This is a genomic window from Nocardia brasiliensis, assembly GCF_011801125.1.
GTDB classification, from domain to species: domain Bacteria; phylum Actinomycetota; class Actinomycetes; order Mycobacteriales; family Mycobacteriaceae; genus Nocardia; species Nocardia brasiliensis_C.
The window spans coordinates 5987291-6014286 of the sequence record NZ_CP046171.1 but is presented as its reverse complement, the minus strand read 5'-3'; the positions used below and the strand labels follow the sequence as shown (position 1 = coordinate 6014286).

9 protein-coding genes and 1 pseudogene are annotated in these 26996 nt (G+C 69.4%); 9 read left to right on the top strand and 1 reads right to left on the bottom strand.

The window, feature by feature from the left end:
* The first annotated feature begins 24 nt into the window (after window positions 1-24).
* The 4 genes and pseudogenes from F5X71_RS27215 to F5X71_RS37195 all read left to right on the top strand — a co-directional run.
* The gene (locus F5X71_RS27215) at window positions 25-5244 is read left to right on the top strand and encodes a PA14 domain-containing protein (RefSeq protein ID WP_167464571.1); all 5220 of its coding nucleotides are present in this window, start codon (window positions 25-27) and stop codon (window positions 5242-5244) included.
* Between the two features lie 306 nt (window positions 5245-5550).
* A complete protein-coding gene (locus F5X71_RS27210) occupies window positions 5551-5868 on the top strand; it encodes a GntR family transcriptional regulator (RefSeq protein ID WP_203218217.1) in 318 nt (105 codons plus the stop codon).
* Complete coding sequence (locus F5X71_RS27205) at window positions 5868-6326, top strand: hypothetical protein (RefSeq protein ID WP_167464570.1); 459 nt, start codon at window positions 5868-5870, stop codon at window positions 6324-6326. The genes F5X71_RS27210 and F5X71_RS27205 overlap by 1 nt, the downstream gene beginning before the upstream one ends.
* A 12-nt stretch (window positions 6327-6338) precedes the next feature.
* A pseudogene (locus F5X71_RS37195) lies at window positions 6339-7427 on the top strand (IS1380 family transposase); the annotation flags it as partial.
* Between the two features lie 55 nt (window positions 7428-7482).
* Here F5X71_RS37195 and gndA read toward each other — a convergent pair.
* Window positions 7483-8937 (bottom strand): NADP-dependent phosphogluconate dehydrogenase, encoded by a 1455-nt coding sequence (gene gndA, locus F5X71_RS27195; RefSeq protein ID WP_167464568.1) that lies wholly within the window; start codon window positions 8935-8937, stop codon window positions 7483-7485.
* 278 nt (window positions 8938-9215) lie between these two features.
* On the opposite strand from gndA, the gene F5X71_RS27190 reads away from it, so the two are divergent.
* From F5X71_RS27190 to entS, 5 genes are all read left to right on the top strand, one after another.
* Complete coding sequence (locus F5X71_RS27190; protein WP_167464567.1) at window positions 9216-10160, top strand: purine-nucleoside phosphorylase; 945 nt, start codon at window positions 9216-9218, stop codon at window positions 10158-10160.
* Window positions 10161-10321: 161 nt separating this feature from the next.
* Window positions 10322-11176: a siderophore-interacting protein gene (locus F5X71_RS27185; protein WP_167464566.1), complete on the top strand. Its 855-nt coding sequence runs from the start codon at window positions 10322-10324 to the stop codon at window positions 11174-11176.
* Window positions 11177-11268: 92 nt separating this feature from the next.
* Window positions 11269-24702, top strand: coding sequence for a non-ribosomal peptide synthetase (locus F5X71_RS27180; protein WP_167464565.1), 13434 nt, complete (start codon window positions 11269-11271; stop codon window positions 24700-24702).
* Window positions 24702-25706, top strand: a complete 1005-nt coding sequence (locus F5X71_RS27175) for a Fe2+-enterobactin ABC transporter substrate-binding protein (RefSeq protein ID WP_238815497.1) — start codon at window positions 24702-24704, stop codon at window positions 25704-25706. Before F5X71_RS27180 ends, F5X71_RS27175 begins: the two co-directional genes overlap by 1 nt.
* Entirely contained in the window at window positions 25703-26959 is a 1257-nt protein-coding gene (entS, locus tag F5X71_RS27170; protein ID WP_167464563.1) for an enterobactin transporter EntS, read from the top strand. Before F5X71_RS27175 ends, entS begins: the two co-directional genes overlap by 4 nt.
* Window positions 26960-26996 lie beyond the last annotated feature (37 nt).

The following is a 26996-nucleotide window of genomic DNA, read 5'->3' as shown; positions in this document are numbered from 1 at the left end:
TGGGCTCGGGGATTGTGGAGTGTGATGAATCTTCGCCGTCAGGGCAACGCCTCGGTGCGTTGGTTCCCTGCTAATTGGTATCGCTCGAGCGCGGTGGCGCTGTCAGTTCTGCTGGTCGCGACGTTGGCGCAGATAATGGTGTCGCCGCCGGGTACGGCGGCTCCGTTGACGCCGCGGGCTGTGCCGTTGTTGGCCTCGGGGGACAGCCCGTCCTCGAAGCTCGAGCTCGAGCCGGATACCCCTCTGCTCGATGCCGATTTCGTGCCGTTGGCGCGCGCTGGGACGGTCGACAGTCCTGGTGTGGGTCCGAGGCAGCGGGCACAGGAGGGCCCGAAGACGGTGCTGGTCGCTCCCGCCGATGACGCCATTCTGGCTTCCGAGACACCCATGTTGAAGGTCGCCGTGACCGGTGCTGCGGAGGGCACGAAGTATTGCTTCAAGGTCTCGACCGGTTTCGACGGCCGTACGGGCAGTGTGGCGCAGTCGGGGTGTCTGCCGGATCCGCAGTGGACGGTGCCTCGAAATGTGGTGGCGAACGGCGGCCGGTACACCTGGACCGTCGAGACCGTAGCCAAGGATGCGCAGATACCGACACCGGCGGATTGGGTCGGTCATTTCACCATCGATCAGCGCACGGGTGATCCGGGTCCGACCCCGACCGATTCGCTGGGGCCGGTGACGGTGAACCTGTTCAACGGCAATGTCCGTTTCGATGCCCCGGGACCGATTTTCTCGGCGTTGGGTGGGCACGCGGGGGTGACGTTCGCCTACAACTCCCGCCAAAGTGCGCCCGGGGGTGTGCGGGCGTCCTATTTCAACGATCCCGCCCACAACGGGGTCCCCGGTGACGTTCCGGTGCTGGTGCGCACCGAATCTCAGGTGGATCTGCATTGGGGCAACAAGTGGAATGACGAGACCAACCGGGACCCGCTGCCGCCCGGGCTGGTCGATGACTGGTACGTGATCCGGTGGGAGGGCTACTTCCAGGCCCCGGTCGCCGGCGACTATCGCTTCGCCGGAGCGCACACCCCTGGAGCGAAGATCTGGGTCGGCGATCGACTGGTCTACAACAACCCTGAGGCCGGGGGCATCTTCCATGACAAATTTACCGAGGCTGGTCCGAAACGTGACGACGAGGTGACGTTGGCCGCTGGTCAGCGGGTGCCGATCAAGGTCGAGCTGTATCACCATTCCGCTGACCCACCGGCGATGGTGTTGTGGGTCAAGAGCACTCAGGGCGCGCCGAGTCTGCGCATACATAATCTGGTGCCGCGGATCGTGCCGTCACAGTGGCTGTATCCCGCTGATCCGGCGCCGTTGCCTGCGGGCTGGACGTTGGCGATGCCGGCCAGTGCCTACAGCCACGCCGCGATGCTCGATGGTGCGGTGGTGCTCACCGACGGTGCGGGCGGCAAACACAGCTGGGCCAAGACTGCCGGTGGTTATCGCGCACCGCCGGGCCGCGATGGTGTGGTGGCCTTCGATACCAAGGGCCGACTGTCGGTTTCGGAGAACGGTGTGGTGTCGCTGTTTCATGCCGACGGCACCCTCGCCGAAGTCTCGACCGTGCTCGACAGCAAGAGACCCGCGTCGTTGCAGTACCGCTACAACGGGTCCCCGTCACGGCTGACCGAGATCGTCGATCCGGTATCGGGCCGCTCGCACAAGCTGTACTACAACACGGACGGCAGTAACGCCTGCTACGGCGGGGCGTCGCTACCGCCGGGCGCCAATTCCGCTCCCTTACAGCAGTTGTGCCGCATCACCTATTGGGATGGCACCGAAACACGGTTGTGGTATCTGCTGAACGTGCTGGCTCGGATCGAGAACCCGGGCGCGGCCATCCAGGACTTCAGCTACCTCAACCTGGCCGACGTTCAGCAGGAATATCGCGAGACCAGCAGCGAAATCAAACGCCAGGAACTGCTCGCCAGTATCGGGCCATTGAGCTTTGTCCGCGGCAACCTGGGCCACGACTGGGCTTCGATCCAACAGTTCCCCTCCCAGGCGCTCGTACACACGGCAATCCAGTACAAAAAGTTCGTCGAAGAACCCGGGGTGCCCGAGCGCCTGCGCGCCGTCGCTGTCACCGGACCGTCCCCCGATGGCGGCAACCTGGGAAAGCGGCCCACCCACTACTACGGCTACGACCTACGCAACCGGAAATCGATCGTCAACATCGACGGGACCGGCGGACTCAACTCGCCACCGGACCGCACCGTCACCTGGGACGATGCCGGACGCTTGCTCGCCTCGACCGACGCCGTCGGGGACACCGTCCGCGCCGAATGGAACGCCAAAGACAAGCAGACAGCCTCGGTCGATACGACCGGTCGGCGTTCGACGGTGATCTACGATCATGCCGATCGCCCGTCTAGCGAGTACGGTCCGGCCCCCGAGCATTGCTTCAACGGGCAATTGCCCAAACCAGAGTGCGCTCGAACCATGCCGCACGTCAGCAAGAGCTATGACGAGAATCTGGTCGGGTTGGAGTCCGCGTTCTACGACAACCCGTTCACCGCGGGTGTCCCGAAGGAGTGGGGCACCGGTGTCGGCAGCCCTGACGGCACCCTGAAACGCAACTGGGGATCGGCCCCGCCGATCGCGAACAAGGACGGCTGGTCGGGCCGATTCATGGGCGAGGTCAAATTCCCCGCGACCGGTGAGTACAAGCTCGGATTCACCGTCGTCGACGGAGCCCGATTGTGGATCGACGACGTGCTGATCGTGGACAGCTGGACCGACAAACGCAGCACCGCAGTCGCGCGCACCTACACGAACAAGACCGCCGACAGCTGGCATCGGATCCGCGTCGACTATTACAACCGCGGCGGCAAAACCGGAGCACTCGACTTCACCTGGACACCACCAGGTTCCGGTAGCGCAGTGACCGTGCCGGGCCAGAACCTCCAGCCCCGTTACGGGTTGGAGACAAGCAACATCAGCCATAACGGTTCAGAACGCGCACCCTCGAAGAAGATATCGACCGACTTTTCAGACCCGAAAAACGGGATCGACCCGGTGTTCGGTCTGGCCGTTTCCACCACCGGCGACCCGGGCGGAGTCAACCTGACGGGCCGCAAGTTGTTCGAGAAGCCCGGTCAGGGGTTCCTGCGGGAACTCGCCGCTAACCTGCCGGCTGGCGACCTCGCCAACCCCGACAAGCGTGGCACTTCGGTCTACTACGGCGACAACGAATCCCGCGCTAATCCGTGTGACGCCAAATCCGCAGCCGTCTATCAGGGCGGCCAGCTGAAAACAGCCACTGGAGCCAAAAACTCAGATGGAGCGGCGAATGTCATCGAGACGGTCTACGACGCTCGTGGCTTGATGGTTGCCACTCGTACCAACAACGAGCCCTGGTCGTGCGTCAGTTATGACGCCCGCGGACGCATTGTCAAGAAGTCGTTCCCGGCGATGGGGGACCAACCGGCACGGACCGTCACATATGACCATGCTGTCGGCGGCAACCCGCTCAAGCTGAAGGTCAGCGACAACAGCGGATCGACCACCACCATGATCGACCTACTCGGCCAGACCGTGGCCTACACCGACGCAAGCGGGGTCACCACCACCACCTACGACGGTGCAGGTCGCAAGATCAGTGAAACCACCGCAGTCAAGACGGCTACCTCCACCCTGAACTACCACTGGGACGACGCGTCGCGGCTGACCGGCCTAGACCTCGACGGGGCCCGGGTCGCAACCCCGGGCTACAACGCGGGAATCCTGGACAGGGTCGTCTACGGCAACCGATCCAACCTCGCGATCACCCACAACGACGCCGGCTCAACGACAGGCCTGTCATGGAAGGTATCGGGCTCCACCCTCGCCAGCACGGTCACCCGATTGCGTGACCAACGCATCATCGACGAAAAGGTCACTGACACAGCCAATCCCGGCAAACCGTACGACTACAGCTACACCTACGACGGTGTGGGACGCCTGGTCGCGGCCAACGTGCCGTTCCATCAGTTGACCTTCCGTTTCGATGGCGATAACGGCTGTGGGCCGAACAAGAAGGCGGGATTGAACACCAACCGCACCTCCTTCACCGACAGCTTCAACGGCGCCCCCGCAGTCACCACCAACTACTGCTACGACGACGCCGACCGCCTCCTGTCCACCACAGGCGCCACTGACCTGTCGTTCACCTACGACAGCTATGGCAACGCAACCATGGTCGGCACTGACACCCTTGGTTACGATTCCACTCTTCGGCACGTATCCACCAGTACAGCCGCTGGCCGCAAGGTCACCTACACGCGCGGGGTCGACGACCGCATCGTGGCGCGGACGGTCAAAGACGGTAGCAACCCCGCACAAGTCACCCGTTACGGTTTCACTTCCGACGAAGGTGGCCCCGATCTCATTCTCGACAGCTCAAGCAACCTTCGCCAACGAGTACTGAAACTGCCTGGTGGGGCGGTATTTACCAAGAACTACAGCCAGGACAAGGCAACCAACTGGTCCTATCCCAACATCCACGGCGACATCCTGTTCACCACAGATGGAGCCGCCGTCCGTACCGGCGCCATCCGCTTATATGACCCATACGGTCGAAACATCGACCCGGCCACCGGCGCCTTCGGCGACATCCCGGAACCAGCCACTGCCGAGGGCGGCATGGACTTCGGGTGGCTCGGCCAAAACACAGTCCCGGTCGAGCACGTCGCCAGCCAGCAAGCACTGGAAATGGGCGCACGCACCTACTTGCCCATCCTTGGTCGATTCCTTCAGGTAGACCCAGTCCTTGGAGGATCCGCGAACAGCTATGACTACGTCAACGCCGACCCCATCAACACCTTCGACCTCACGGGCACGACGGCCCAACAAGATATCGAGCGTGCCATACAGGATGTGGTGTCCGCGGTCGCTGAAATCGGAGCGATGATCGGCGAAATATTCGGTACTCAACCATCTGGCAGCGAGCGAGGTGACGAGATCGGTTCGTCACGGTGGGAATTCGGCGACGGCAGCTACTATGAGAGAGTTTTGATCTTCGAACATCTGCACCTGGAGTCCGGGATTGTTAGCAAACTGGAGGGCGGGGGGCTGTTAAGTATGTCAGTACTTGGCCTTTTGGCTGCGGTCAATCCGGCGGCGGCGATACCGACGGGGATAGCCGCTGCACTAGTCGGGATTCAGGTTGGCGCGATTGTACTGGGCAAAAACAAGGACGGTTCCTCGGATATATATAGACCCCCCGGTTGGCCTCTGTGGACTCCAGGGCCCCAGCGTTGAAGCTGCAGTGAGAGTGCTAGGGCGTCCGGTGAAGAGGTCGTCCCCCAAGCAGTGCGCCCGCATGCCGCGACCCGTTCATTCCGCATCGGTGCGTGCGGGCACTCGAAGGATCACTGGACGCCGAGCGTCATAGGCCACCGGCAGTGCCCGCTCATGACCCCCACGGCACTACGCGAATTGGGTGTGAGGGTCTTTGATAACGGCGTCATCAGGGGTGCTCGCACCGTGCCGTTGGCGTCGCCAGATTCCGGAAGTAGTGCTAGTCTTATTGGCACCATGTTGTGGCGTATTGATCAGTCTTCCAGGGTGTCGCTGCAAGACCAGATCGCGGCTTGCGTCCGGCGTGCGGTCACCGCCGGGGAGTTGGTGGTCAACGAACAGCTCCCGCCCGCAACGGAATTGGCGCACGCGTTGGCTGTCGATCGTAATACGGTACTGGCGGCGTATCGGCGGCTGCGGGAGGAGGGGGTCGTGGATTTCCGACGTGGGCGTGGCGTTCGGGTCACCGCGACTGCCCCCACCTCGGCGCCGGTGGAGCAGGCCGTTCACCAGTTGATCGAGTCCGCGCGCGTGAATGGTTACAGCAAGGCCGAGGTGCTCGGCTTGATCGAGGAGTTGATGTGATGCCCGCTGCGATGGTCTACACCTGCCGCGTCACCAATTGGCCGATGTTGTGGATCTATGTCATAGGTTTCGTTTCCGCGATCTTCGTCAGTTCGGTGTTACATTCTGCGGTACTGAGGGTTCTTTTCACCGCGCTCTGGATCATCGTGTTAGTGAGGGTGATAATCGGGACCAGCCAGCGTGTCAGCGTGGGGCCCGGTGGCCTGACGGTGATTTTAAGTGCCTTTGGCTTTCCTCGCGTTTCCGTTGCCCGAGCGAGCATCGCCCGCGCCGAGATCATCGATGTGCCGGTCACGTTTTGGAGTCGCTTGGGTGTGTACTGGACGCGTAAACGCGGTTGGTTCCTGACCCCGACTTGGGGCCCTGCGTTGCGTTTGACCTTGACCAGCGGTCGAATGGTCACTGTCTCGATGCCGGAACCCGCGGCCGCGCTGGCGGCGATGGGCATCACAGCGTGAGCGGGGTCGGGGTTGGTGGCGCAGGCCGGGACGCTGCTGTTGGTGCGGACCGCGGAGAAGATCGGCCTGGTCAAGGCTTGTCGGAAGCGTTGGCGCCGTGGCGCAAGCCCATGGCGTCGCATAATCCGGGCAAGATCGTGCTGGATTTGGCGATCGCGGTCGCGGCCGGAGCCGACTGCGCGGCGGATGTGTCGCTGTTGCGTACTCAGCTGGGGATGTTCGGTGATGTTCGGTCAGGTCGCCTCCGATCCAACCGTGTCACGACTGATCACGACGCGGGCCGCCGATGCGCCGAAAGCGTTGTCCGCCATAGCCAAAGCTCGCGGCCAGGCGCGGGCTGCGGTATGGAAACCCGCCGGAGCCCACGACCCCCGATCACGGGATCGACGCCGAGAATCCGTTGATCATCGATCTGGACGCCACCCTGCTCGACGCCCATTCCGAGAAGGAGAACGCCACCCGACCTGGAAAAAGGACTTGGTTCCATCCGTTGTGCGCGTTCATCGACCACGGACCCGATGGCACCGGTGAGCCCGCCGCGATCCTGCTGCGCCCCGGCATTCCGGCTCCAACACCGCCGCCGACCACAAAACCGTTCTCGCCCAAGCACTCACCCAGCTGCCGTGGCAGCCATCGTGGCGCGTTGGCCGTCAAGTGCTGGTGCGCACCGACCCCGGTGGCGGCAGCCACGAATTCGTGGACTACTGCCACAAAGGGCGGTGCAGTACTCACACGGGTTCGCCCTCACCGACACCCTCGTCGAAGCAGTCGACAAGGTACCGAAGAAGGTGCGGACCCCGGCCTACGACGCCGACGGGCACGTGCACGAGGACGCCTGGTTCGCCGAGATCACCGGTCTGGTCGATCTTTTCGGCTGGCCCGCCGAGATGCGACTATCGTGCGCAAGGAACGCCCACACCCCGGCGCGCAGCTGCGATTCACCGACGTCGACGGGCTGCGGTTGACCGCCTTCGTCACCAATACCCGCCGCGGCCAACCCCCGGATCGGAACTGCGCCACCGCCGCCGCGCCCGCCGCGAGGACCGCATCCGCGCCGGCAAGGACACCGTGATGTGGAACCTGCCGTTCAAATCCTTTGAGATTCGTTTCCATCGCCAACGCACCCCGGCCGCGTGGCCGGGGTGCGGATGCGGGATCAGTCGGCCGCGACCTCGCTGCGGTCGCCGCTCCACAGGGTGTGGAACTTGCCCGGCATGTCGATGCGCTCGTAGGTGTGCGCGCCGAAGTAGTCCCGCTGTGCCTGGGTGAGCGCGGCGGGCAGACGCTTGGCGCGCAGGCCGTCGTAGTAGGCGAGCGAGGAGGCGAAGGCGGGCACGGGGATGCCGAGCCGCACCGCGGTGGCCACCACCCGCCGCCAGCTGTCGATGGCGTTCTCGATGGCCGACTGGAAGAACGGATCGAGGATCAGGCTGGGCAGCTGGGGGTTGGTGTCGTAGGCGTCCTTGATGCGGTTGAGGAAGCGGGCGCGGATGATGCAGCCGCCGCGCCAGATGGTCGCGAGATCGCCCGGCTTCAGGTTCCAGTCGTATTCGACACTGGCGGCGGCGATCTGGTCGAAGCCCTGGGCGTAGGCCACCACTTTGGAGGCGTAGAGCGCGCTTTCGATGTCGGCGGTGAACTGCTCGACGTCGGTGGGCTTGGCGGCCAGCTGCCCGGCGGCGAGACCACCCGCGGCCGCGCGCTGTGCGGCGGCGCCGGAGAGGGCGCGCGCGAAGACCGCCTCGGCGATGCCGGTCACCGGCACCCCGAGATCCAGCGCCGCCTTGACGGTCCAGCGGCCGGTGCCCTTCTGCTCGGCGGCGTCGAGGATGACGTCGACGAGCGGGGTGCCGGTCTTGGCGTCGGTCTGGTTCAGCACCTCGGCGGTGATCTCGACCAGGTAGCTTTCCAGCTCGCCCTGGTTCCAGCCGGTGAAGACGTCGGCGATCTGCTCGGCGCCCAAGCCGAGCGCGTCGCGCAGCAGGTGGTAGGCCTCGCCGATGAGCTGCATGTCGGCGTACTCGATGCCGTTGTGCACCATCTTCACGAAGTGACCAGAGCCGTCCGGCCCGATGTGGGTGCAGCAGGGCGTCCCGTCCACCTGGGCGGCGATCGACTCCAGCAGCGGACCGAGCGTTTCGTAGGACTCCTTCGGCCCGCCCGGCATGATGGCGGGGCCGTTCAGCGCGCCCTCTTCGCCGCCGGAGATGCCGGCGCCGACGAAGTGCAGGCCGCGCTCACGCAGCGCCTTCTCCCGGCGGATGGTGTCGGTGAACAGCGCGTTGCCGCCGTCGATGATGATGTCGCCCTCGTCCATCGCGGCGGCGAGCTCCTCGATCACCGCGTCGGTGGGTGCGCCTGCCTTGACCATGATCAGCACGCGGCGCGGCCGCTGCAGCGCGCCGACGAACTCCTCGATCGTCTCGGTGCGCACGAAATCGCCCTCGGCACCGTGCGCCGCGAGCAACGCGTCGGTCTTGGCGATGCTGCGGTTGTGCAGTGCCACGGTGTGTCCGTGACGGGCGAAGTTGCGCGCGATATTGCTTCCCATCACCGCGAGGCCGGTGACCCCGATGTGGGCGCGTGCGTTCGATCCCGCCGATGACGTCATGCTGCTTGGCCTTTCACTCGGCGCGGACCCGGCCGCGCTCAACCGACTGTCGGCACCTGCGCGCCTAGTTCGCTCGATGCGGTGGGCGCACCGTAACCGCAGGTCGGTGGGCCCGGTGGTGCCGCATGTGCCACAAGAGAAACCTGCCGACCAACCTACATGGGCGGGGTGAGCGGCACGGCGCTCGGCCTGGATCGCATCGGTGCTCGGGCCGGTTCATCGGTGTGCTGCGCGGCGGGCGGCCCCGATGCGGTGCCGGAATAACATAGGATCATCCGATGCCGCTCCGTCGCTGGGTCGTCGCCTGCATCGTGTTCGCCCTCGCCGCGTCGCTCGCCGGATGCGCGGGCTCGGACGAGGCGAAGCCGGTCAAGGTCGGGGTGCTGGTGATCACCATGTTCGACCCGGAGACCGAGCCGTGGTTGCAACGCGAAACGTTGCCGGTCACCGTGGACCTGCCCACCGCGTACAAGCCGGTGCGCTGCAACGACACCGGCCTCTGCGTCGCGCAGACCGGGCAGGGCAAGACCAATGCCGCATCGACCATGATGGCGCTGCTGGACAGCCCGAAGCTCGATTTCCGCGATGCCTACTTCCTCACCGTCGGCACCGCGGGCGCGCCGCCGGACCAGGGCACGCTCGGCGGCGCCGCCTGGGCACGCTGGGTGGTGGACTTCGATCTCGGTAACCACCTCGTGCCCGCGGAGGCGCCGGATCTGCCGTACGGCTACCGGCCCGTCGAGAACTACGACACCGCCGCCTACCACTTGAACGAGTCGCTGGTGGAGACCGCGTTCCGGTTGACCGAACACGCCGCGCTCGCCGACAGCCCCGAGGCCGCCGCCGAGCGCGCGCAATTCCCGGGGCAGGAAGGGCGTACGCCCGCGGTCGCCATGTGCGACACCATGACCGGTGACGACTGGTACTCCGGCAAACAGCTCTCCGACACCGCGCGCCACATCATGGGCGTGCGCACCGAGGGCCGCGGCGTCTACTGCACGACGCAGATGGAGGACAACGCCACCGCCGCGGTGCTGCGGCGGCACGGCAAGCTGGATCGGTATCTGTCGTTGCGCACCGTCAGCAACTTCGATCAGCCCTATCCGGGGCAGAGCGTCCTCGACCACATCGAGCAGCAGTCCGCCGGGTTCCGGCTGGCGCTGGACAACGGCTACACGCTCGGCCGTCTTGTGGTCGACCACCTGTTGCAGGACGCCCGCTAGCGCCCGCTACGGCCGATCTGAAACGCTGGTGTTGCTCCGAATATTAAGTTAGGCTAACCTCAGACTTTGCGCCGGAGGTGGTGCACGTCGGCCCGATCGGCCGATGGATCTCCATGGAACGCAAGGGATGTCGCAACAATGACGAATATCGGCGCGCTCGCATGAACCGGGCGGCTCATCTCGAACGGATCGCCGAGGTGCTCGACGGCGAGGCGGGCGGCGCCAAGGTGCCGTACCCGATCGGACTGCGCGAAGTGGCCGTGCTCGACGCCAGGATGGTCGGGTCCGGGCTGCGGCGATTGACCTTCGGCGGCCCCGAGCTGGCCGGTTTCGAAAGTCATGCCCCGACCGAACACGTCCGGCTGATCTACCCCGATCCCGACGGCACGCTGCGCCTGCCCGAGCAGGTCGATCTGGCCCTGAAATGGCCGCGCCCGCTGCCGATTTCACGCGAGTACACGGTGCGGCGCTACGACGCGACGGCCGGTGAGCTCGATATCGACTTCGCGCTGCATCCCGGTGGTCACGCGGCCGAGTGGGCCGCGGCGGCGACGCCGGGGACGCGGGTGTACATCGCGGGTCCGCCCGGCGGACTGGTGGTGCCGTTCACCTACGACCGGTACCTGATGGCGGGGGACATCACCGCGCTGCCCGCGATCGCCCGCTGGCTGGAGGCGCTGCCCGCCGACGCGGCGGGCTGGGCCTTCATCGAGGTGACCGACGAGTCGGAGCAGATCGAGCTGAGCGCGCCCGCCGGTGTCGAGGTGCACTGGTTGTACCGGGGCGATGTCGCGCCGGGGTGTTCGGACCTGCTCGAGCGCGCGGTCCGCGCGGTGGCCCTGCCCGAGGGCGAACGGATCTACGCCTGGATCGCCGCCGAGGCGGGCGTGGTGCGCCCGCTGCGTCGCTGGGTACGAGAAGTGTTGCGCGCCAAGCCCGGTGATTCCGATGTCACGGCCTACTGGAAGCGCGGGCACGCGGACTTCGACGAGGACCACGAGGCCGACGCCGGATAACGGCGGTCGTCGGTTTCGGCTTTACCCGCCTGCCGCCGAGTCTCGTATGCGGCAGGCGTTGAACGTGTGTGGCTAGAGATTGAGGATGGGTTGTGACGGATCTCCCGGCGGTGGACGGGCACGCTGAACTTGCTTTGACCGGAGCGCAACTCGGGATCTGGAACGCCCAACGCCTCGATCCCGACACGCTCGGCTATCTGGTCGGCGAGGTGCTCGAGATCGCCGGACCGGAGCCCATCGATCTCGATCTGCTTGACACCGCGATCCGCCGCACCGTCGCCGAATCCGACACCATGCGTTTGCGTTTCAGCGAGGGACCGGACGGGCCGCGGCAACGGATCACCAATGCCCCCGCGCAGCTGCGCCCTGTCGTCGACCTGCGCGGGGAGGCGGACCCGACGGCCGCCGCGCATCTGGCGGTCGAGGCGGAGCGGGTGCGGGCCGCGCGGGCGTGCCGGGGGATGGTCGACCGGCAACTGTTCAACTACACCCTGTTGCGCCTGTCGGACACCGAGGTGTGGTGTATCCAGCTGTACCACCACCTGATCATCGACGGCTACAGTGCGGCGCTGGTGTCGCGCCGGGTCGCCGCGCACTACACCGCGCTGGTGCGCGGTACCACCGTCGCGCCGGTGCGCTGGGGCGCGATGGCGACGCTGGTCGCCGAGGACGCCGCGTATCTGGCGGGCCCCGAGTTCGAAAAGGACCGCGCGTACTGGCGCGATCTGCTCACCCCGCTGCCGTCGCTGGACGGGCGGGGCGGCCGGCCGGACGGTCCCGCGGAGCTGACGCATCAGGCGCGCGCCGTGCTGGACGCCGATGCCATGGCCGCGATCGGTGCGGTGGCCGAGGCGACCGGCACCACCTGGGCGGACGTATTGGTCGGCTGCTACGCGGGATTCGTGCACCGGCTGCTCGGCGAGACCGACGTGGTGATCGCGCTTCCGGTGATGGCCCGGGTCGGGCGCACCGCCCTGACCACCCCGTCCATGGCGGTCAACGTGCTGCCGCTGCGGCTGGCCGTGTCCGGCCACGACCGCATCGGCGCGTTGAGCAGGCGGGTCGCCGAGGCCCTGCGCGGGCTGCGCGCCCATCAGCGCTACCGCGGCGAGAACCTGGCGCGCGAGTTCGGCGCCGCGCAGACCGGCGCGCTGCTGCACGGCATCGGCATCAACCTCAAGGCGTTCGACGTCGCCCTCGACTTCGCCGGTGCCGTCGGCACTTTGCGGAATGTGGCCGGTGGCCCGCCCGAGGACCTGGGGCTCACCGTGACGCCGCTGTCGGGCGGGCGGATCCAGCTCGGCTTCGAGGTCGACGCGCGCTCGCTCGACGCGGACACGGTGCGGCGGCGGATGGCCGGGCTGGTCCGGATGATCGACGGGCTCACCGACGGGCAAGATCGCGCGGTCGGGCGCGTCACGCCCTACCCGGCCGCGGCGCGGATACTCGCCGAGCGGGCGGGCGCGGCGCTGCCCGGTACACCGGAAGACCTGTCCACGGCATTCGATCGCATGCTCGCGGCGCACCCGGAGCGCACCGTCCTGGTCGGCGGCGAAACCCGGCTCAGCGCGGCGGAACTCGGTAGACAGGTACATCGGCTGGCTCGCTACCTGCGGGGCAGGGGCGTCGGTCCGGACGACATCGTCGGTCTCGCGCTGCCGCGAACCACCGAGATCGTGGTGGCGATGCTCGCCGTGCAGCAGGCGGGCGCAGCACACCTGGTGCTTGATCCCGAGCATCCGATCGAACGGCTGCGCGATATCGTCGACGACGCCCGCCCGGCGCAGGTACTCGCGGCCGACGCCCTGGCCGAGGTGCTCGCAGGCGACGGCCGCCCGACCCCGATCCGGTTGTCGGACCGCGCCATTCGAGATCTGATCGAGAGCGAAGCGGACGGACCGCTTGCCGCGGCGGAACTGGCGGCGCCGCGCGATCCCGAGCATCTGGCCTATGTGGTCTACACCTCCGGCTCCACCGGGCGGCCCAAGGGCGTCCTGGTCCGCTCCGGCGGCGCGGCGCATCTGCTGCACCACCACCGCTCGACCATCTACGCCGAGGCGGCGGATCAGGTGGGCGGCAGGCAATTACACACCGCCCACACCGCCTCCTTCGCCTTCGACGCCGCGCTCGATCAGCTGCTGTGGCTGCTGTGCGGGCATCGCGTACACCTCTACGACACCGAGGTGCAGCGCGACGCCGCGGCACAGGTGGCCGCGTTCGCCGCCGACCGGATCGACGTGGTCGACACCACGCCGTCGATGGCCGCGGCGCTGATCGACAACGGCATGCTCGGTGTGCGACATCGCCCGCAGCTGTTGCTCTTCGGCGGCGAGGCGGCCTCGCCCGCGCTCTGGGAGACCATCGTCGCCTCCGGGGTGTTCGCGCGAAACATGTACGGCCCCACCGAGGCCACCGTCGACGCGCTGAGCACGCCGGTGACCGGGTCGATCCCGCACCTGGGCGGCCCGCTGGCCGGCACACGCGCCTACCTGCTCGACAGCGCCCTCCAGCCGGTCCCTGACGGCGAGATCGGCGAGTTGTACCTTGCCGGACCGCAATTGGCGCGTGGCTACCTCGGCCGTCAGTTGGTGACGGCGGAGCGGTTCGTCGCCGATCCGTTCGGCGCGCCCGGCGAGCGGATGTATCGCAGCGGCGACCGCGCCAGGTGGCGGGCCGGCCACGGCTACGAATTCCTGGGCCGAGGCGACAATCAGGTGAAGATCCGCGGTCACCGGGTCGAGCTGGGCGAGGTCGAGGCGATTCTCGCCACGGTGCCCGGTGTGGCCGCCGCGGCGGCGGTGATCCGCAGCACCGCGGGTTCGGCACAGCTGATCGGCTATCTGGTGCCCGCGTCCGGGCAGCGGCTCGACGGCGTCGACGAGATCCGCCATCGGCTCGCGAAAACCGTTCCCGACCATCTGGTTCCCGCCGTGCTCGTGGTGCTCGAGGCCCTGCCGACCACGGTGAACGGCAAGCTGGATCGCGCGGCCCTGCCCGCGCCGCAACTGGTTTCGAGTGGGCGTACCCCGCGCACCGACCGGGAGCGGGCAGTGTGCGCCGTGGTCGCCGAGGTGCTCGGCAGGCCCGCGGTGAGTATCGACGACGAATTCTTCGGGCTCGGCGGCGACAGCATCACCGCGATCAGTGTCAGCAGCAGGCTGCGCGCGCACGGCCTGCTCGTCCAGCCGAAAGCGATACTGGCCCAGGGCGATCTGGGCACCATCGCCGCGACCGCCGACCGTCTCGTCGACACCGAGCACACGGTGGCCGAGGACGAGCCCGTCGGCGTCGTCCCGCTGCCGCCGATCGTGCGCGCGCTACTCGCCGCGAACCAGGACGAGGCGGCGATCGCCGGGTACGCCCAGTGGACCGTGCTCGGGCTGCACGAGAACGTGGAACTCGAGCACCTGCGCACCGGACTACAGGTAATACTCGATCGGCACGACGCGCTGCGCGCGGTGCTCGACCAGCGGGCGACCCCGCCGACGCTCACCATCGGCGTCCCCGGATCGGTCCGGGCCGCGGACCTGCTGACCGAGCTGGTCGTCGAGGACGCCGCCCGGATCCCCGCCCTGGCACAGGATCTCGCGGATCGGCTGAGCCCGCGTGCGGGCCGGTGCTTGGCCCTCGCCCTGGCCAGGACCCCGGCGGGCGCACCGGATCGACTGCTCGTGGTGGCCAATCACCTTGTGGTCGACGGGGTTTCCTGGCGCGTGCTGCTACCCGAACTCCATGCGGCATGCCGGGCGGCGCGCGACGGTCAGCCTGCTCACCTGGTGTCGAAGGGCAGCTCGTGGCGCCGTCATGCCACGATGCTCGCCGCAGCCGGTGCCGAAGGCAGCTACGCGGCGCAGGCCGAACACTGGCGCTCGGCGCTCGGCCAGGCGACCGAGCCGCTGGGTGCTCGGGCACTCGACCCGGCCCGCGATCACGCGCGAAGCGCGGTGCGCACCAGGACATTCGCGTCCGCGACGCTCACCGAGGCAGTGCTCACCACCCTGCCCGCGGCGTATCGGGCCGGCGCCGACGACGTGCTGCTCGCCGCCCTGCTCCTCGCGGTGAACTCGTGGCGGTACAGCCGCGGCGAGGCGTTGGAGGCGGGCAGGCCGATCACGGTCGAGGGACACGGGCGGGACGCGCTGGCGGCGGATACCGACTTCGCGGGCACCGTGGGCTGGTTCACCAGCGAATACCCGGTCTGGGCTCCGGCCGAGGGCATCGACACCGCGGCCGGGCTAACCGAGGCGCTCGCCGGTGGCGCCGCGGCGGGCCGGTTGCTGCGTGCGGTGAAGGAGGCCAAGCGCGCTGTTCCCGACGGCGGTGTCGGCTACGGCGTGCTGCGGCACCTGGATCCGACGTCCGCACCCGATCTCGCGGCCCGGCCCGCTCCGGAGCTGCTGCTCAACTATCTCGGCCGGTTCGCCGCGTCGGCGGGCGGCGATTGGCAACTGCCGCACGAGGATCCGTTCGCGGTGTGCGAGCCCGCGAGTAAAGCCCTTTCGGAGGTGCTCGCGCTCAACGCCTTCGTGCACGAGCAGGGCGCGCCCCGGCTCGCCGTGGAATGGACGGCGGCGGGCGAGGTGCTCGACGCCGCCACCGTGACCGCGCTGCAGCACCATTGGGAACTCGCCCTGGAGGCGTTCGCCGCGCACGCGGTGCTGTTCGAGGGCGGGCTGACGCCATCGGACTGTCCCGAGGTCTCGGCCACGCAGGACGGGATCGACGAGCTGGAGGCCGTGCACGGTCCGCTGGCCGCGCTGCTGCCGCTCTCGCCGCTGCAAGAGGGCCTGCTGTTCCACGCGATTCGCGACGGCGCCGCCGACGTGTACACCTTGACCGCGCGGATCGACCTCACCGGCCCGCTCGACGAAACCCGGCTGGCGAGCGCCTTCGACGCCGTGCTCGCCCGGCATCCCAACCTGGGCGCCGCGTTCCACTACACCGCGCTGGACCGGCCGGTGCAGGCCATTCCCCGGACGCCGCGGCTGCCGTGGCGCTACGCCGACCTGTCGGCGCTGCCCGTGCGCGCCGCGGTTGCCGCGGCCGACCGGCTCGAAACCGAGGCCGCCGCACATCATTTCGTGGTCGACCGGTCACCGCTGTTGCGCGCCTTGCTGATTCATCTGCCGGACGCGCGACACCGGCTGGTGCTCAACGCGCACCACCTGCTCACCGACGGCTGGTCGACGCCGATCGTGCTGCGCGAGCTGCTCGCGCTCTATCACGGCGCCGAACTGCCCACGCCCGCCGCGTACCGCGACTACCTGGCGTGGATCGCCCAGCAGGACCGGGACGCGGTGCGCGCCGCGTGGGCCGACCGGCTGGCCGGGCTGGCCGCGCCCAGCCTGATCCCCACGACATCGACCGGCACGCCGGAGTTCCGGCAGGTGCCGGTGCCGCTGTCGGCGGCGCAGTCCGCCGACCTCGTCGCGCTCGGCCGCCGTCGCGGGCTGACGCCGAACACCCTGGTGCAGGGCGCATGGGCGATCGTGCTCGCCGAACTCACCGAGCAGGCCGATGTGGTCTTCGGCGCGACCGTGTCCGGGCGGCCCGCCCAGTTGCCCGGCGTCGAGACGATGGTCGGGCTGTTCACCAACACCATCCCGGTGCGGTGCGCGATCACGCCCGAGCGCGCGCTGCTCGACCTGTTCGCCGCGCTGCAGGAAACGCAGTTCGCCATGCAGGAGTTCGAGCAGGCGAGCCTGGCCGAGATCGAGCGCGCCGCCGGGCTCGGCCAGCTGTTCAACACCCTGGTCGTTTTCGAGAACTTCCCGAATTCCGGTGCGCACCAGCCCGAATCGCACGAGCTGCGGGTCGCGGGCTTCCACAACCACGGGCTCACGCACTACCCGGTCACGCTGCTCGCGCCGCCCGGCGACCGGTTGGAGCTGGTGGTCTACCACAACCGGGCCGCTGTCCCGGACGCGACGGTCTGCCGGATCATCGATCGGATCACGCGGGTGCTGCGCGCGGTGGTCGAGGACGAGGACGTCCGCGCCGGCGCGCTGCTCGACATGTCCGGCTGGGTCGCGCCTGCGCCGCGGGCTCGCACGCCGGAGCGGCCGCGGGCGCTCGCCGCTCCCGACACCGCCGACGCGGCGGTGCTCGCGGCGATTCGCGCGGGCGCGGCCGGTGTGCTGGAGCTCGATTCGATCGGCCCCGACGACGACTTCTTCGCGCTGGGCGGGCATTCGCTGACGGCCATGCGGCTGGTGGGCAGGCTGCGCAGGCTCGGTGTGCGGGTCGCGATCACCGACGTGTTCGACGCGCCGACGGCGCGTACTCTCGCCACGCGAGCACAGATCGATCCCCGGCGTTTCGGGCGCGAGGTAGCCGAGCGCGTCGAAGGATCAGCCGAGACCGGCGAAGTGGCAACGGCCCCAGCGGAGTTCATCCCCGCCGTGCTCGACCGCGCGGGTACCGCGGCGCCGTTGTCACCCGCCCAGGAGCGCCTGTGGTTCCTGCACCGGCTGGAGGGCCCGTCCACCACCTATGACGTGCCCGTGGTCGTGCGGCTGCGCGGTGCGCTCGACTACGCCGCCCTCGCCGCCGCCTGGCGCGACGTGCTGGATCGACATCCGGTGCTGCGCACCACCTATCCGCAGGACGCGGCCGGATCGGCCACGCTGCGGCTGCTTTCGGCCGATGCGGCGGCAGGGCTGGATCGGCACGCGGTCGGTGCGGCGGGCCTCGACGCGGCCATCGCGTCCTGCCTCGCGCGGCCGGTGGACATCACCGCCGCCGCGCCGGCGCGGGCCACGCTGCTCGAGGTCGCCCCGGCGGACCACGTCCTGGTCATCGTGGTGCACCACATCGCCTTCGACGCCACCTCGCTGCGTCCGCTGTTCGACGATCTGGACATCGCGTACCAAGCGCGGGTGAAAGGTGAAGCACCGCAACGGGGTCCGGTGCGCGCCGACTACCGCGAGTACGCGGCGCGCGAACGCCGCAGGCAGCAGGAGGATGCCTACGCCGAGCAATTGACGTACTGGCGCGAAACGCTCGCGGGTCTGCCCGCCGAGCTGGAGCTGCCGTTCGATCGGCCGCGCCCGGCGCGGGCCGCCTACCGCGGCCACACGGTGCTCAGGGCACTGCCCGCCGGGCTGCGCGCGGCGATCACCGAGCTGTGCACCGCCTACGGCGTCAGCCCGTTGATGGTGGTGCAGGCGGCGGTGGCCACCACCTGGTCGGCCTTCGGCGCCGGTCGCGACATCCCGCTCGGCAGCACCGTGTCCCATCGCGACAGCGCGCTGGACGACGACGCGGGCGAATATGGCGACACCGTAGGGTATTTCGTCAACACGCTGGTCATCCGTTGCGATCTGACCGGACGTCCGAGCTTCGTGGAGCTGCTCGGGCGGGTGCGGGCCGCCGCGCTGGCCGCACTGGCACACCAGGACGTGCCGTTCGAGCGGGTCGTCGACGCCGTCGCCCCGCCTCGTTCGCTGGCCAGGCACCCGCTCTTCCAGACCATGGTCGCCTACGAACCGGCCACGGCCGCACCGACCCTCGGTGGGCTCGCGGGCGAGCCGGTGCCGCCGGTCACCACCGCCGCGCGCTTCGACGCGGCGGTGTGGCTGGCCGATGCCGCGACGCCGGACACGGCGAACCTGCGCCTGGTGGTCGACGCCGACCTCTTCGATCCGGCCACCGCGGCCGCGCTCGTCGACGGACTGATCGCCGTGCTCGACCGCGTCGTGCGCGAGCCTGCGGCGGGTATCTTCGAAACCGCCCTCGCCGCACCGGATCCGGCGCGTGATCCGGCGCGTCGCGCGACCACGCCGCCCGGTGTCGCGGTGCGCTTCGCCGAGCAGGTGCGCCATGCCCCCGACGCGATCGCCCTGCGCTGTGGCGCGGAGACGGTCACCTATGCCGAACTCGCCAGCCGGGCAGACGATCTCGCCACCCGGCTGCTGGCGGCCGGTGCGGGGCCGGAGCAGGTGGTCGGTGTCGCGCTGGCCCGCTCGACGGATCTGGTCGCCGGTCTGCTCGCCGTGCTGCGCCTCGGCGCCGCCTACCTGCCGCTCGATGTGGACTACCCGGCGGATCGGCTGGCGTACATGCTCGCCGACGCCGCACCGGTGTGCGTGCTGACCAGCTCCGAGCTCGCCGATCGGCTGCCCGCGGGCGGTCCGCCCGCGGTGCTGACCGATGCCGCGGCGCAACCGAACCCACCGGCCCTGCCGCAGCCGCGCCCGGCCGATCAGCGCCTGGCCTACGTCATCCACACCTCCGGCTCGACCGGTAAACCCAAAGGCGTCATGGTCAGCGCGGCCAATCTCGCCGCGTTCGCCGAAACCGTTGGCGGCGAGGGCTGGCTCGGTCGTGGCGACCGGATCGTCGCCGTGACGACGGTCTCGTTCGACATCGCCGTTCTGGAATTGCTGCTGCCGTTGACCGTCGGTGCGACCGTGGTGCTGGCCGACCGGGCCACCGTGCGTGATCCGGACGCGTTGCACGCCTTGATCGCCGACAGCGGCGCGACCGTCGTGCAGGCGACGCCCTCGCTGTGGCGGGTGCTGGTCGAACACGAGGACGCCGCACGGCTCGCCGCCGTGCGCGCGCTGGTCGGCGGTGAAGCGCTGCCCGCGGACCTCGCGGTGGCGCTGGTCGCCAGTTGCCGATCGGTGCGCAACGTGTACGGGCCCACCGAGGCCACCGTGTGGGCGACGGCAAGCGATTTGCGGCCCGGTGATCAGGTCACCATCGGCGCGCCGTGGACCGATGTGCACACCCGGGTGCTGGACGAGCACCTGCGCCCGGTGCCACCTGGTGTCGCGGGCGAGCTGTATCTCGGTGGGGCCCAGGTAGTTCGCGGCTATCTCGGCAAGCCCGGACTGACCGCCGCGCGCTTCGTGCCGGATCCGCAGCGACCGGGCCTGCGGCTGTACCGCACCGGAGACGTGGTCCGGCAGCGGGCCGGACGGCTGGAGTACCTGCGTCGCGGCGACGATCAGGTGAAGGTGCGCGGTTTCCGGATCGAGCTCGGCGATGTCGAGACCGCGTTGCGCGCGGTGCCGGGGGTCGCCAGAGCTGCGGCCACCGTTCGTGCGGACAGCGCGGGCACCGGCAGGCTGTTCGGTTACGTCGTCGCCGCGCCGGGCGGGACGCTCGACCCGGCCGCGGTGCGTGCCGCGGTCGCGGCGCTGCTGCCCGAATACATGGTGCCGCAGGCGATCGCGGTGCTCGACGCATTGCCGCTGACCCTCAACGGCAAGGTGGATCGGGCCGCGCTGCCCGAACCGACACGCGCCGACACCGCGCGCCGCGCGCCGCGCACGGCCGCCGAACAAACGCTGTGCGGGTTGGCCGCCGAGGTGCTGGGCATCGCGATGCCGGGCCCGGACGACGCCTTCTTCGCGCTCGGCGGCGACAGCATCTCCTCGGTGCGGCTGGTCACCGGGGCCCGGCGGCACGGCCTGGTGCTCACCGTCGCGGACGTCTTCGAACACGCGACCCTCGGCGAGCTGGCCGCTGCCGCGACACGCCAGGACACCACAGCACCGTTGGCCGCCACCGCTGACCTCGTCACCGTGGACGCCGAACAGCGCTCCCGACTGGACGCGCTGTGCCCGGCGTGGCAGGAGGTGCTGCCGCTCGGTCCGCTGCAGGAGGGCATGTACTTCCAGTCCGTGGTCGACCGCGCCGCCGGCTCCGACGCGTATCACATGCAGGTGAGCTTCGTGTTCGAGGCCGCCCGGCCGGCGCGCGCCGACCTGCTGCGGGTAGCGCTGGACACGGTGCTGCGCAGGCACGCCAATCTGCGCGCGGGATTCACCAACGCGGGCTTCGCCGCACCCGTGCAGTTCATTCCGGGCACCTGGGAAACCCCTTGCCGGGAAGTGGATCTGAGCGCGGCCGAGGACGCCGCGGCCGCGGTGGCGGCGCTGGCGGACGAGGAGTACCGCACGCCGTTCGATTTCGGCGCGCCTCCGCTGATCCGGGTGGTGCTGGTGCGGTTGCCGGACGGCACCAGCCGCGCCGTCTTCACGCTGCATCACCTGCTGATCGATGGCTGGTCGCTGGCCCTGCTGTTCACCGAACTGTTCACCCTTTACGAGCGGGCCGAAGCAGGCGTCGCCGCCGAACTCGACGCGACGCTCGAGCCCGCCGCGGACTTCCGCGACCAACTGCGCTGGTTGGCCGGCTTGGACCACGGCGCCGCCGAAAAAGCTTGGCGGACATACCTGTCCGAGCTGCGTCAGCCGACCCTGATCGGTACCGGCGCGACGGACCGGTCCCCGCTGCCCGGCCGGACCCGGATCGAACTCGACGCGCGGACCTCCGCCGCGCTGCGTGCGCTGGCCGTTCACGGCCAAGTGACCTTGTCGACGGTGGTGTCCACCGCGTGGGGCTTGACGTTGCGCGCGAGCACCGGGCTCGACGACGTGGTGTTCGGCTCGACCGTGTCCGCGCGCTCGCCCGAGGTGCCCGGCGCGGAACGGATGATCGGCCTGGTGCTCAACACGATTCCGGTGCGCGTGCGGGTGCGCCCGGGGGAGTCGCTGCTGGAACTGCTGCGCCGGATGCTGCGGGAGCAGGGCGGGCTGCTCGCCCATCAGCAGCTCGGCCTCGGCCGCATCCAGCGGGCGGCCGGGTATCCGACGCTGTTCGACACGCTCTACGTCTTCCGCAACCTGCCGCGCGACGAGAGCGGCGCCGCGGATGTCTTTGCCCGCACCGGCGTGGTGGGCCGGGAAGCGGTCGACGGCACGCACTACGCGTTGACGCTGGATGTCGATCCCGGCGTCGGGGCCGATCCGCTGCGGATCACGCTCGAGCACCGGACGGATCTGATCCCGGACGGACTGGCCGAGGACATGCTCGCGCGATTGGTCGCGATCCTCGAACAGCTCGCCGCGCCGGAGACCGCGGCGGGGCGCGGCGTCGTCGCGGATACCGCTGTGCCGGTTGCCGCTTCGCCGGAGTTCACCCCGGAGCGGGTGCACGTGCCGCTGCCCGGCGAGCCCGGCGGCAGCGTCGACGCGCTGCTGCGCGAACGTGCGGCGGCGACCCCGGACGCCTGTGCGCTGGTATGCGGGCCGGTCGCACTGACCGTGCGGGAACTCGACGATCGGGTCGACCGGATGGCGCGGTTGCTCGCGAGCGAGGGTATCGGGGTCTCGGACGTGGTCGCCCTCGCGCTGCCGCGCATCGCCGATCACGTGGTGGCGATCTTCGCGGTCATGCGGACCGGGGCGGCCTATCTGCCACTGGATCTGACGCATCCACCGGCGCGGTTGCGTGAGCTGCTCGCCGACAGCGCCGCGTCTGGTTTGATCAGCACCGGTGTCCATCGGGAAAGCGTGATCGTGGGCGACGGCGGGCCGCGGGTGCAACTGCTGATCGATCGGCCCGAGGTGGCGAGCGTGCTCGACGGCGCGGTGGCGCCGCCCGTGGTGGCCGCGCCCGCGGTGGCCGGCCCGAGTCATGCCGATCAACCCGCCTACGTCATCTACACCTCGGGTTCGACCGGCCGCCCGAAGGGCGTGATGATCGGGCATCGCGGCCTGACCACGATGTACCACAACCACCTCGACGAGATCTTCGGTCCGACCGACCGCAGGGCGAACCGGGGCAGGCTGCGTGTGGCGCACACCGTCTCGTTCTCGTTCGACATGTCGTGGGAGGAGCTGTTCTGGCTGCTGGCCGGGCACGAGGTGCACGTCATCGACGAACAGGCTCGGCTGGAGCCCACCGCGCTGGTCGCGCACTATCAGGACGTCGGCATCGACGCGGTCAACGTGACTCCCTCCTACGCAAGGGAATTGCTCGCGGCGGGCCTGCTCACCGGGGCGCACGTGCCCGCCCTCGTGCTGCTCGGCGGCGAGGCGGTGCCGCCGGATCTGTGGACTCTGCTGCGTGAGCATCCCGTCGCCACCGGTTACGACCTCTACGGGCCGACCGAATTCACCATCAACGCGCTCGGCTCCCCGGTATCCGGCAGCGCCACACCCTGTTTGGGGCGGCCGGTGCGCAATGCGAAAGTACGGGTGCTCGATTCGGGTCTGGCCGAGGTGCCGGTCGGCGCGCAGGGCGAGCTCTACCTGTCCGGCGACGGCATCGCGATCGGCTATCGAGATCGGTCGGGTCTGACCGCGGGCACGTTCGTCGCGGATCCGTTCGCGCCCGATGGCGGCCGGATGTACCGGACCGGAGATCTGGTGCGCCGCAGGGCCGATGGTGAACTGGAATACCTCGGCCGGGTCGATCACCAGGTCAAGATCCGCGGCGTGCGCATCGAGCTGGCCGAGGTGGAGACCGCCCTGGCCGCGCTGCCCGGTGTCCGCCGCGCCGCCGCGACGGTGCGCGCCGACGCCGCGGGCACCGCACGGCTGTTCGGCTACGTGGTTCTAGACCCGGACTGCCCGCCGCGGGACCTGCGTCCCGAGGTGCGGGCGAAGGTGCCTGCGGCGCTGGTGCCCGCGCAGATCGTGGTGATCGACGCGATCCCGTTGACTCCGAACGGAAAGCTGGACCGGGCGGCACTGCCGCAACCGGCTCACCGCACAGTGCGGCGGGCGCCGCGCACGGCGCGCGAGCGCGCGGTGTGCGCGGTGTTCGAGCAGGTGCTCGAGCTCGCCGAGGTGGACATCGAGGACAGCTTCTTCGACCTGGGCGGCGACTCGCTGCGCGCGATGCGCCTGCTCGGCGCGCTGGACAGCGCACTCGGCGTGACCATTTCGCTCGCCGCGCTGACCGCGCGGCCGACCGTGGCCGAGCTGGCCGCCTATCTGGACGAGACGTCGGGCGTCGCGCCTGAGCCGCAAGCACCGGTGTTCGGCCGCGAGCACGTGCTCGCGCTGCGCGAAGGCGGTGCCGAGGCTCCGCTGTTCTGCGTGCATCCGGCAGGCGGATTCGCTTGGCAGTTCCTGCCGTTGGCGACGCGGCTGTCCGCGGGGCGCGCGGTGCTCGGCTTGCAGTTGCCCACGCTGAGCGGAGCGCCGTCGACCGCCTCGACGATCGATGAGCTCGCCGCGCAATACGTCGAGACCGTGCGCGCGCACCAGCCGAGCGGGCCGTATCACCTGCTCGGCTACTCGTTCGGCGGAAATGTCGTGCACGCCATGGCCGCTCAGCTCAGCGCGGCAGGCGAGGAGATCGCCTTCGCGGGGTTGATCGATAGCGCGCCGCTCGGCCGTCGGGCCGGTGGCGCGCCCGAGGCCGACGCGGAGGCCGACGAACTACTGGCCGTGCTCGCACCGCGGCTCGGCGCCGCGGACCCAGAACTGCGGGCCGCGTTGCGTGCCGGATTCGCCGAGTGCGTGCGATTGCTCGCGGCGTCCACGGTTCCGGACTACTCCGGCCCGCTGACCCTGTTCACCGCCGATCGACCGAGCGGTGCCTGCGCGGCGCCCGGCCGGGCGCTGGCAGAGGGCTGGCGCGGGCTCGGGCTCGATCCGGTGGTGCACCATCTGCCCTTCGACCATGCCGGGCTCGTCACCACGGCGGGCTGGGCACAGCTCACCCCGCTGCTCGAGCAGGAGTTGGGGAAGAAAGTCCGTTCAACACAAGGAGACCGATGATGTCGACCCGAACGTCCGGCCGCACCGGCCGCATGCGGCGGGCAGGGGCCCTGCTCGCCGGACTGACCATGGCGCTCGGCCTCGTGGTCGGCTGCTCGTCCACGGCGGACACCGTCGCGGACAGCGAGCAGACCAGGACGATCACCACCGACCGCGGCGCGGTCGCCGTGCCGCACGAGGCGAAGCGCATCGTGGTGCTCAGCGGCAGCCTGGCCGACTACCTCTACGCGCTGGACGCGCCGGTGGTGGCCACCGACACCAGGGTCATCGGCATCACCAACCTCGACGGCGGCTTCCCACCGCACTGGGCGGACAAGGCGAAAGCCCAGGGCACCAAGCAATTACCGGCCGGTGCGGAGCTGAACATCGAGGCCGTCGCCGAGGCGAACCCGGACCTGATCATCGGCGGCGGGCAGGGCATCACCGCGGTGCAGGCGGGGGAGCTGTTCGACAAGCTCACCGCGATCGCCCCGACCGTGCTGGTCCCGACGAAGGTGACCGACTGGCAGGAGCAGCTGCGGATGGTCGCGGACGCGTCCGGCCGCGCCGACCGGGTGCCCGCGCTGCTGAGCGCCTACCAGGACAAGGCCGCCCGGGTGAAGGCGTCGAGCAAGGTGCCGACCGGCAAGGTGGTCTACCTGCTCTCGGTCGCGAACAAGGAGCCGTTCGTGGTGCCGCAGACCGCGGCACTGCCCAGCCAGCTGGGCGAATTGGGTTTCGTCGCCGACGATGTGCTGACCAAGGCGGGCAACCCGGCGCTGTACGGCTCGGGTGACTCCTTCCAGGTCAGCCTCGAGCTGCTGGACAAGGTCGCCGACGCGCCGGTGGCCGTGGTCATCCCGGTCGGCGGGCCGAGCGCGGCCGAACTCGGTCAGAACCCGCTGTACGCGCGGCTGCCCGCGTTCCGTGACGGCAAGGTCTACGAGCTGCCCGCGACCAGCTACCGCCCGGACTACCACGGCGCGTTGACCACGCTCGACAGCATCGCGAAAGCGTTCGGATGAGCGTGCTGCGTCGCCTCGTCATCGATGTCTCGCCGTTGCGGGACAGCCGGGCGTTTCGCTATGTCTTCGCGGCCCGGCTGATCTCGCTGCTCGGCATCGGGTTGCTGATGGTGGCCCTGCCGGTGCAGGTCTATCAGCTCACCGGGTCGAGCCTGCACGTCGCGGGCGTCTCGGTGGTCACCGCGGTCGCGATGTTCGTGGGCAGCCTGTCCGGCGGAGTGCTGGCCGACCGGCACGATCGCAGGCGCACCATCCAGCTGGCGCGGTCGCTGGCCGGGCTCGGCTTCCTCGTGCTCGGCGCGAACTCGCTGCTGGATCATCCGCTGCTGTGGGTCATCTACGGCGCCGCGGCGCTGGACGGGGTGGCGGGCGGGGTGAGCAGTTCGGCGCTGATGGCGCTGACCCCGGCGCTGGTCGGCAGGCAGCGGCTGGCCGCGGCGGGCGCGCTGATGACGCTCACCACGGAGCTGGGCACCGTGGTCACGCCCGGTATTGCGGGCGTGATCATCGCCGCCAGTGGGGTTTCGGTGACCTATTTCGTCGCCGCTGCCGCCACGGCGCTCACCGTGACGCTGTTCCAAGAGGTGGGCGCGCACCCGCCGAGCGGTTCGGTACACGAGCCACCGCTGCGGGCGCTGCGCACCGGCCTGCGCTTCGCGCTCGGCCATCAGATCGTGCGCGGCACACTGCTCGTCGGGCTGGCCGTGATGCTGGTCAGTGGTCCGCTGGTGCTGTTGCCCGCGTACGCGGACACGGTGCTCGGTGCGGGCCCGGCCGTGCTCGGCTGGCTGTACGGCGCGCCGGCGGCTGGCGCGCTCGTCGGGCTGTTCACCAGCGGCTGGACCGGGCGGGTACACCGCAACGGACGGGCGTTGCTCGCCTCGGTGGTGGTGCTGCCGGTCGCGTTGATCGTCGTCGGGCTCGGCGGCACAGTCGTTTTCGCGGTGCTCGGCCTGGCCGGCTTCGGCCTGGGGCGCGCGGTGAACGACACCTTCCGCTTCGCGGTGCTCCAGCAGCACACACCTGACGAGCTGCGCGGCCGGGTATCGAGTCTGTGGCTGGTGCAGGCGGTTTCCGGCACCGCCGTCGGTTCGCTGGTCGCGGGCGTGCTCGGGCAGTACTTCGCGCCCGACACCGCCCTGCTCGTCTATGGCTGCGGTGCGGCGGTTTTCGGACTGCTGCTGTGCGCGCTCTCGCGTCCGGTGTGGCTGGCCACCTCGGCGGCCGAGCAACAGGCCGCCGAATCCCGTTAGCGCCGCGGGCCCGTCGGGGCGAGCAGGCGAGCTCGCC

Bases quoted from the DNA above. Each gene is read 5' to 3' on its own strand.
- F5X71_RS27215 (WP_167464571.1), top strand. From the start codon at position 25: ATGAATCTTCGCCGTCAGGGCAACGCCTCGGTGCGTTGGTTCCCTGCT.
- F5X71_RS27205 (WP_167464570.1), top strand. From the start codon at position 5,868: ATGCCCGCTGCGATGGTCTACACCTGCCGCGTCACCAATTGGCCGATG.
- gndA (WP_167464568.1), bottom strand. From the start codon at position 8,937: ATGACGTCATCGGCGGGATCGAACGCACGCGCCCACATCGGGGTCACC.
- F5X71_RS27190 (WP_167464567.1), top strand. From the start codon at position 9,216: ATGCCGCTCCGTCGCTGGGTCGTCGCCTGCATCGTGTTCGCCCTCGCC.
- F5X71_RS27185 (WP_167464566.1), top strand. From the start codon at position 10,322: ATGAACCGGGCGGCTCATCTCGAACGGATCGCCGAGGTGCTCGACGGC.
- F5X71_RS27175 (WP_238815497.1), top strand. From the start codon at position 24,702: ATGTCGACCCGAACGTCCGGCCGCACCGGCCGCATGCGGCGGGCAGGG.
- entS (WP_167464563.1), top strand. From the start codon at position 25,703: ATGAGCGTGCTGCGTCGCCTCGTCATCGATGTCTCGCCGTTGCGGGAC.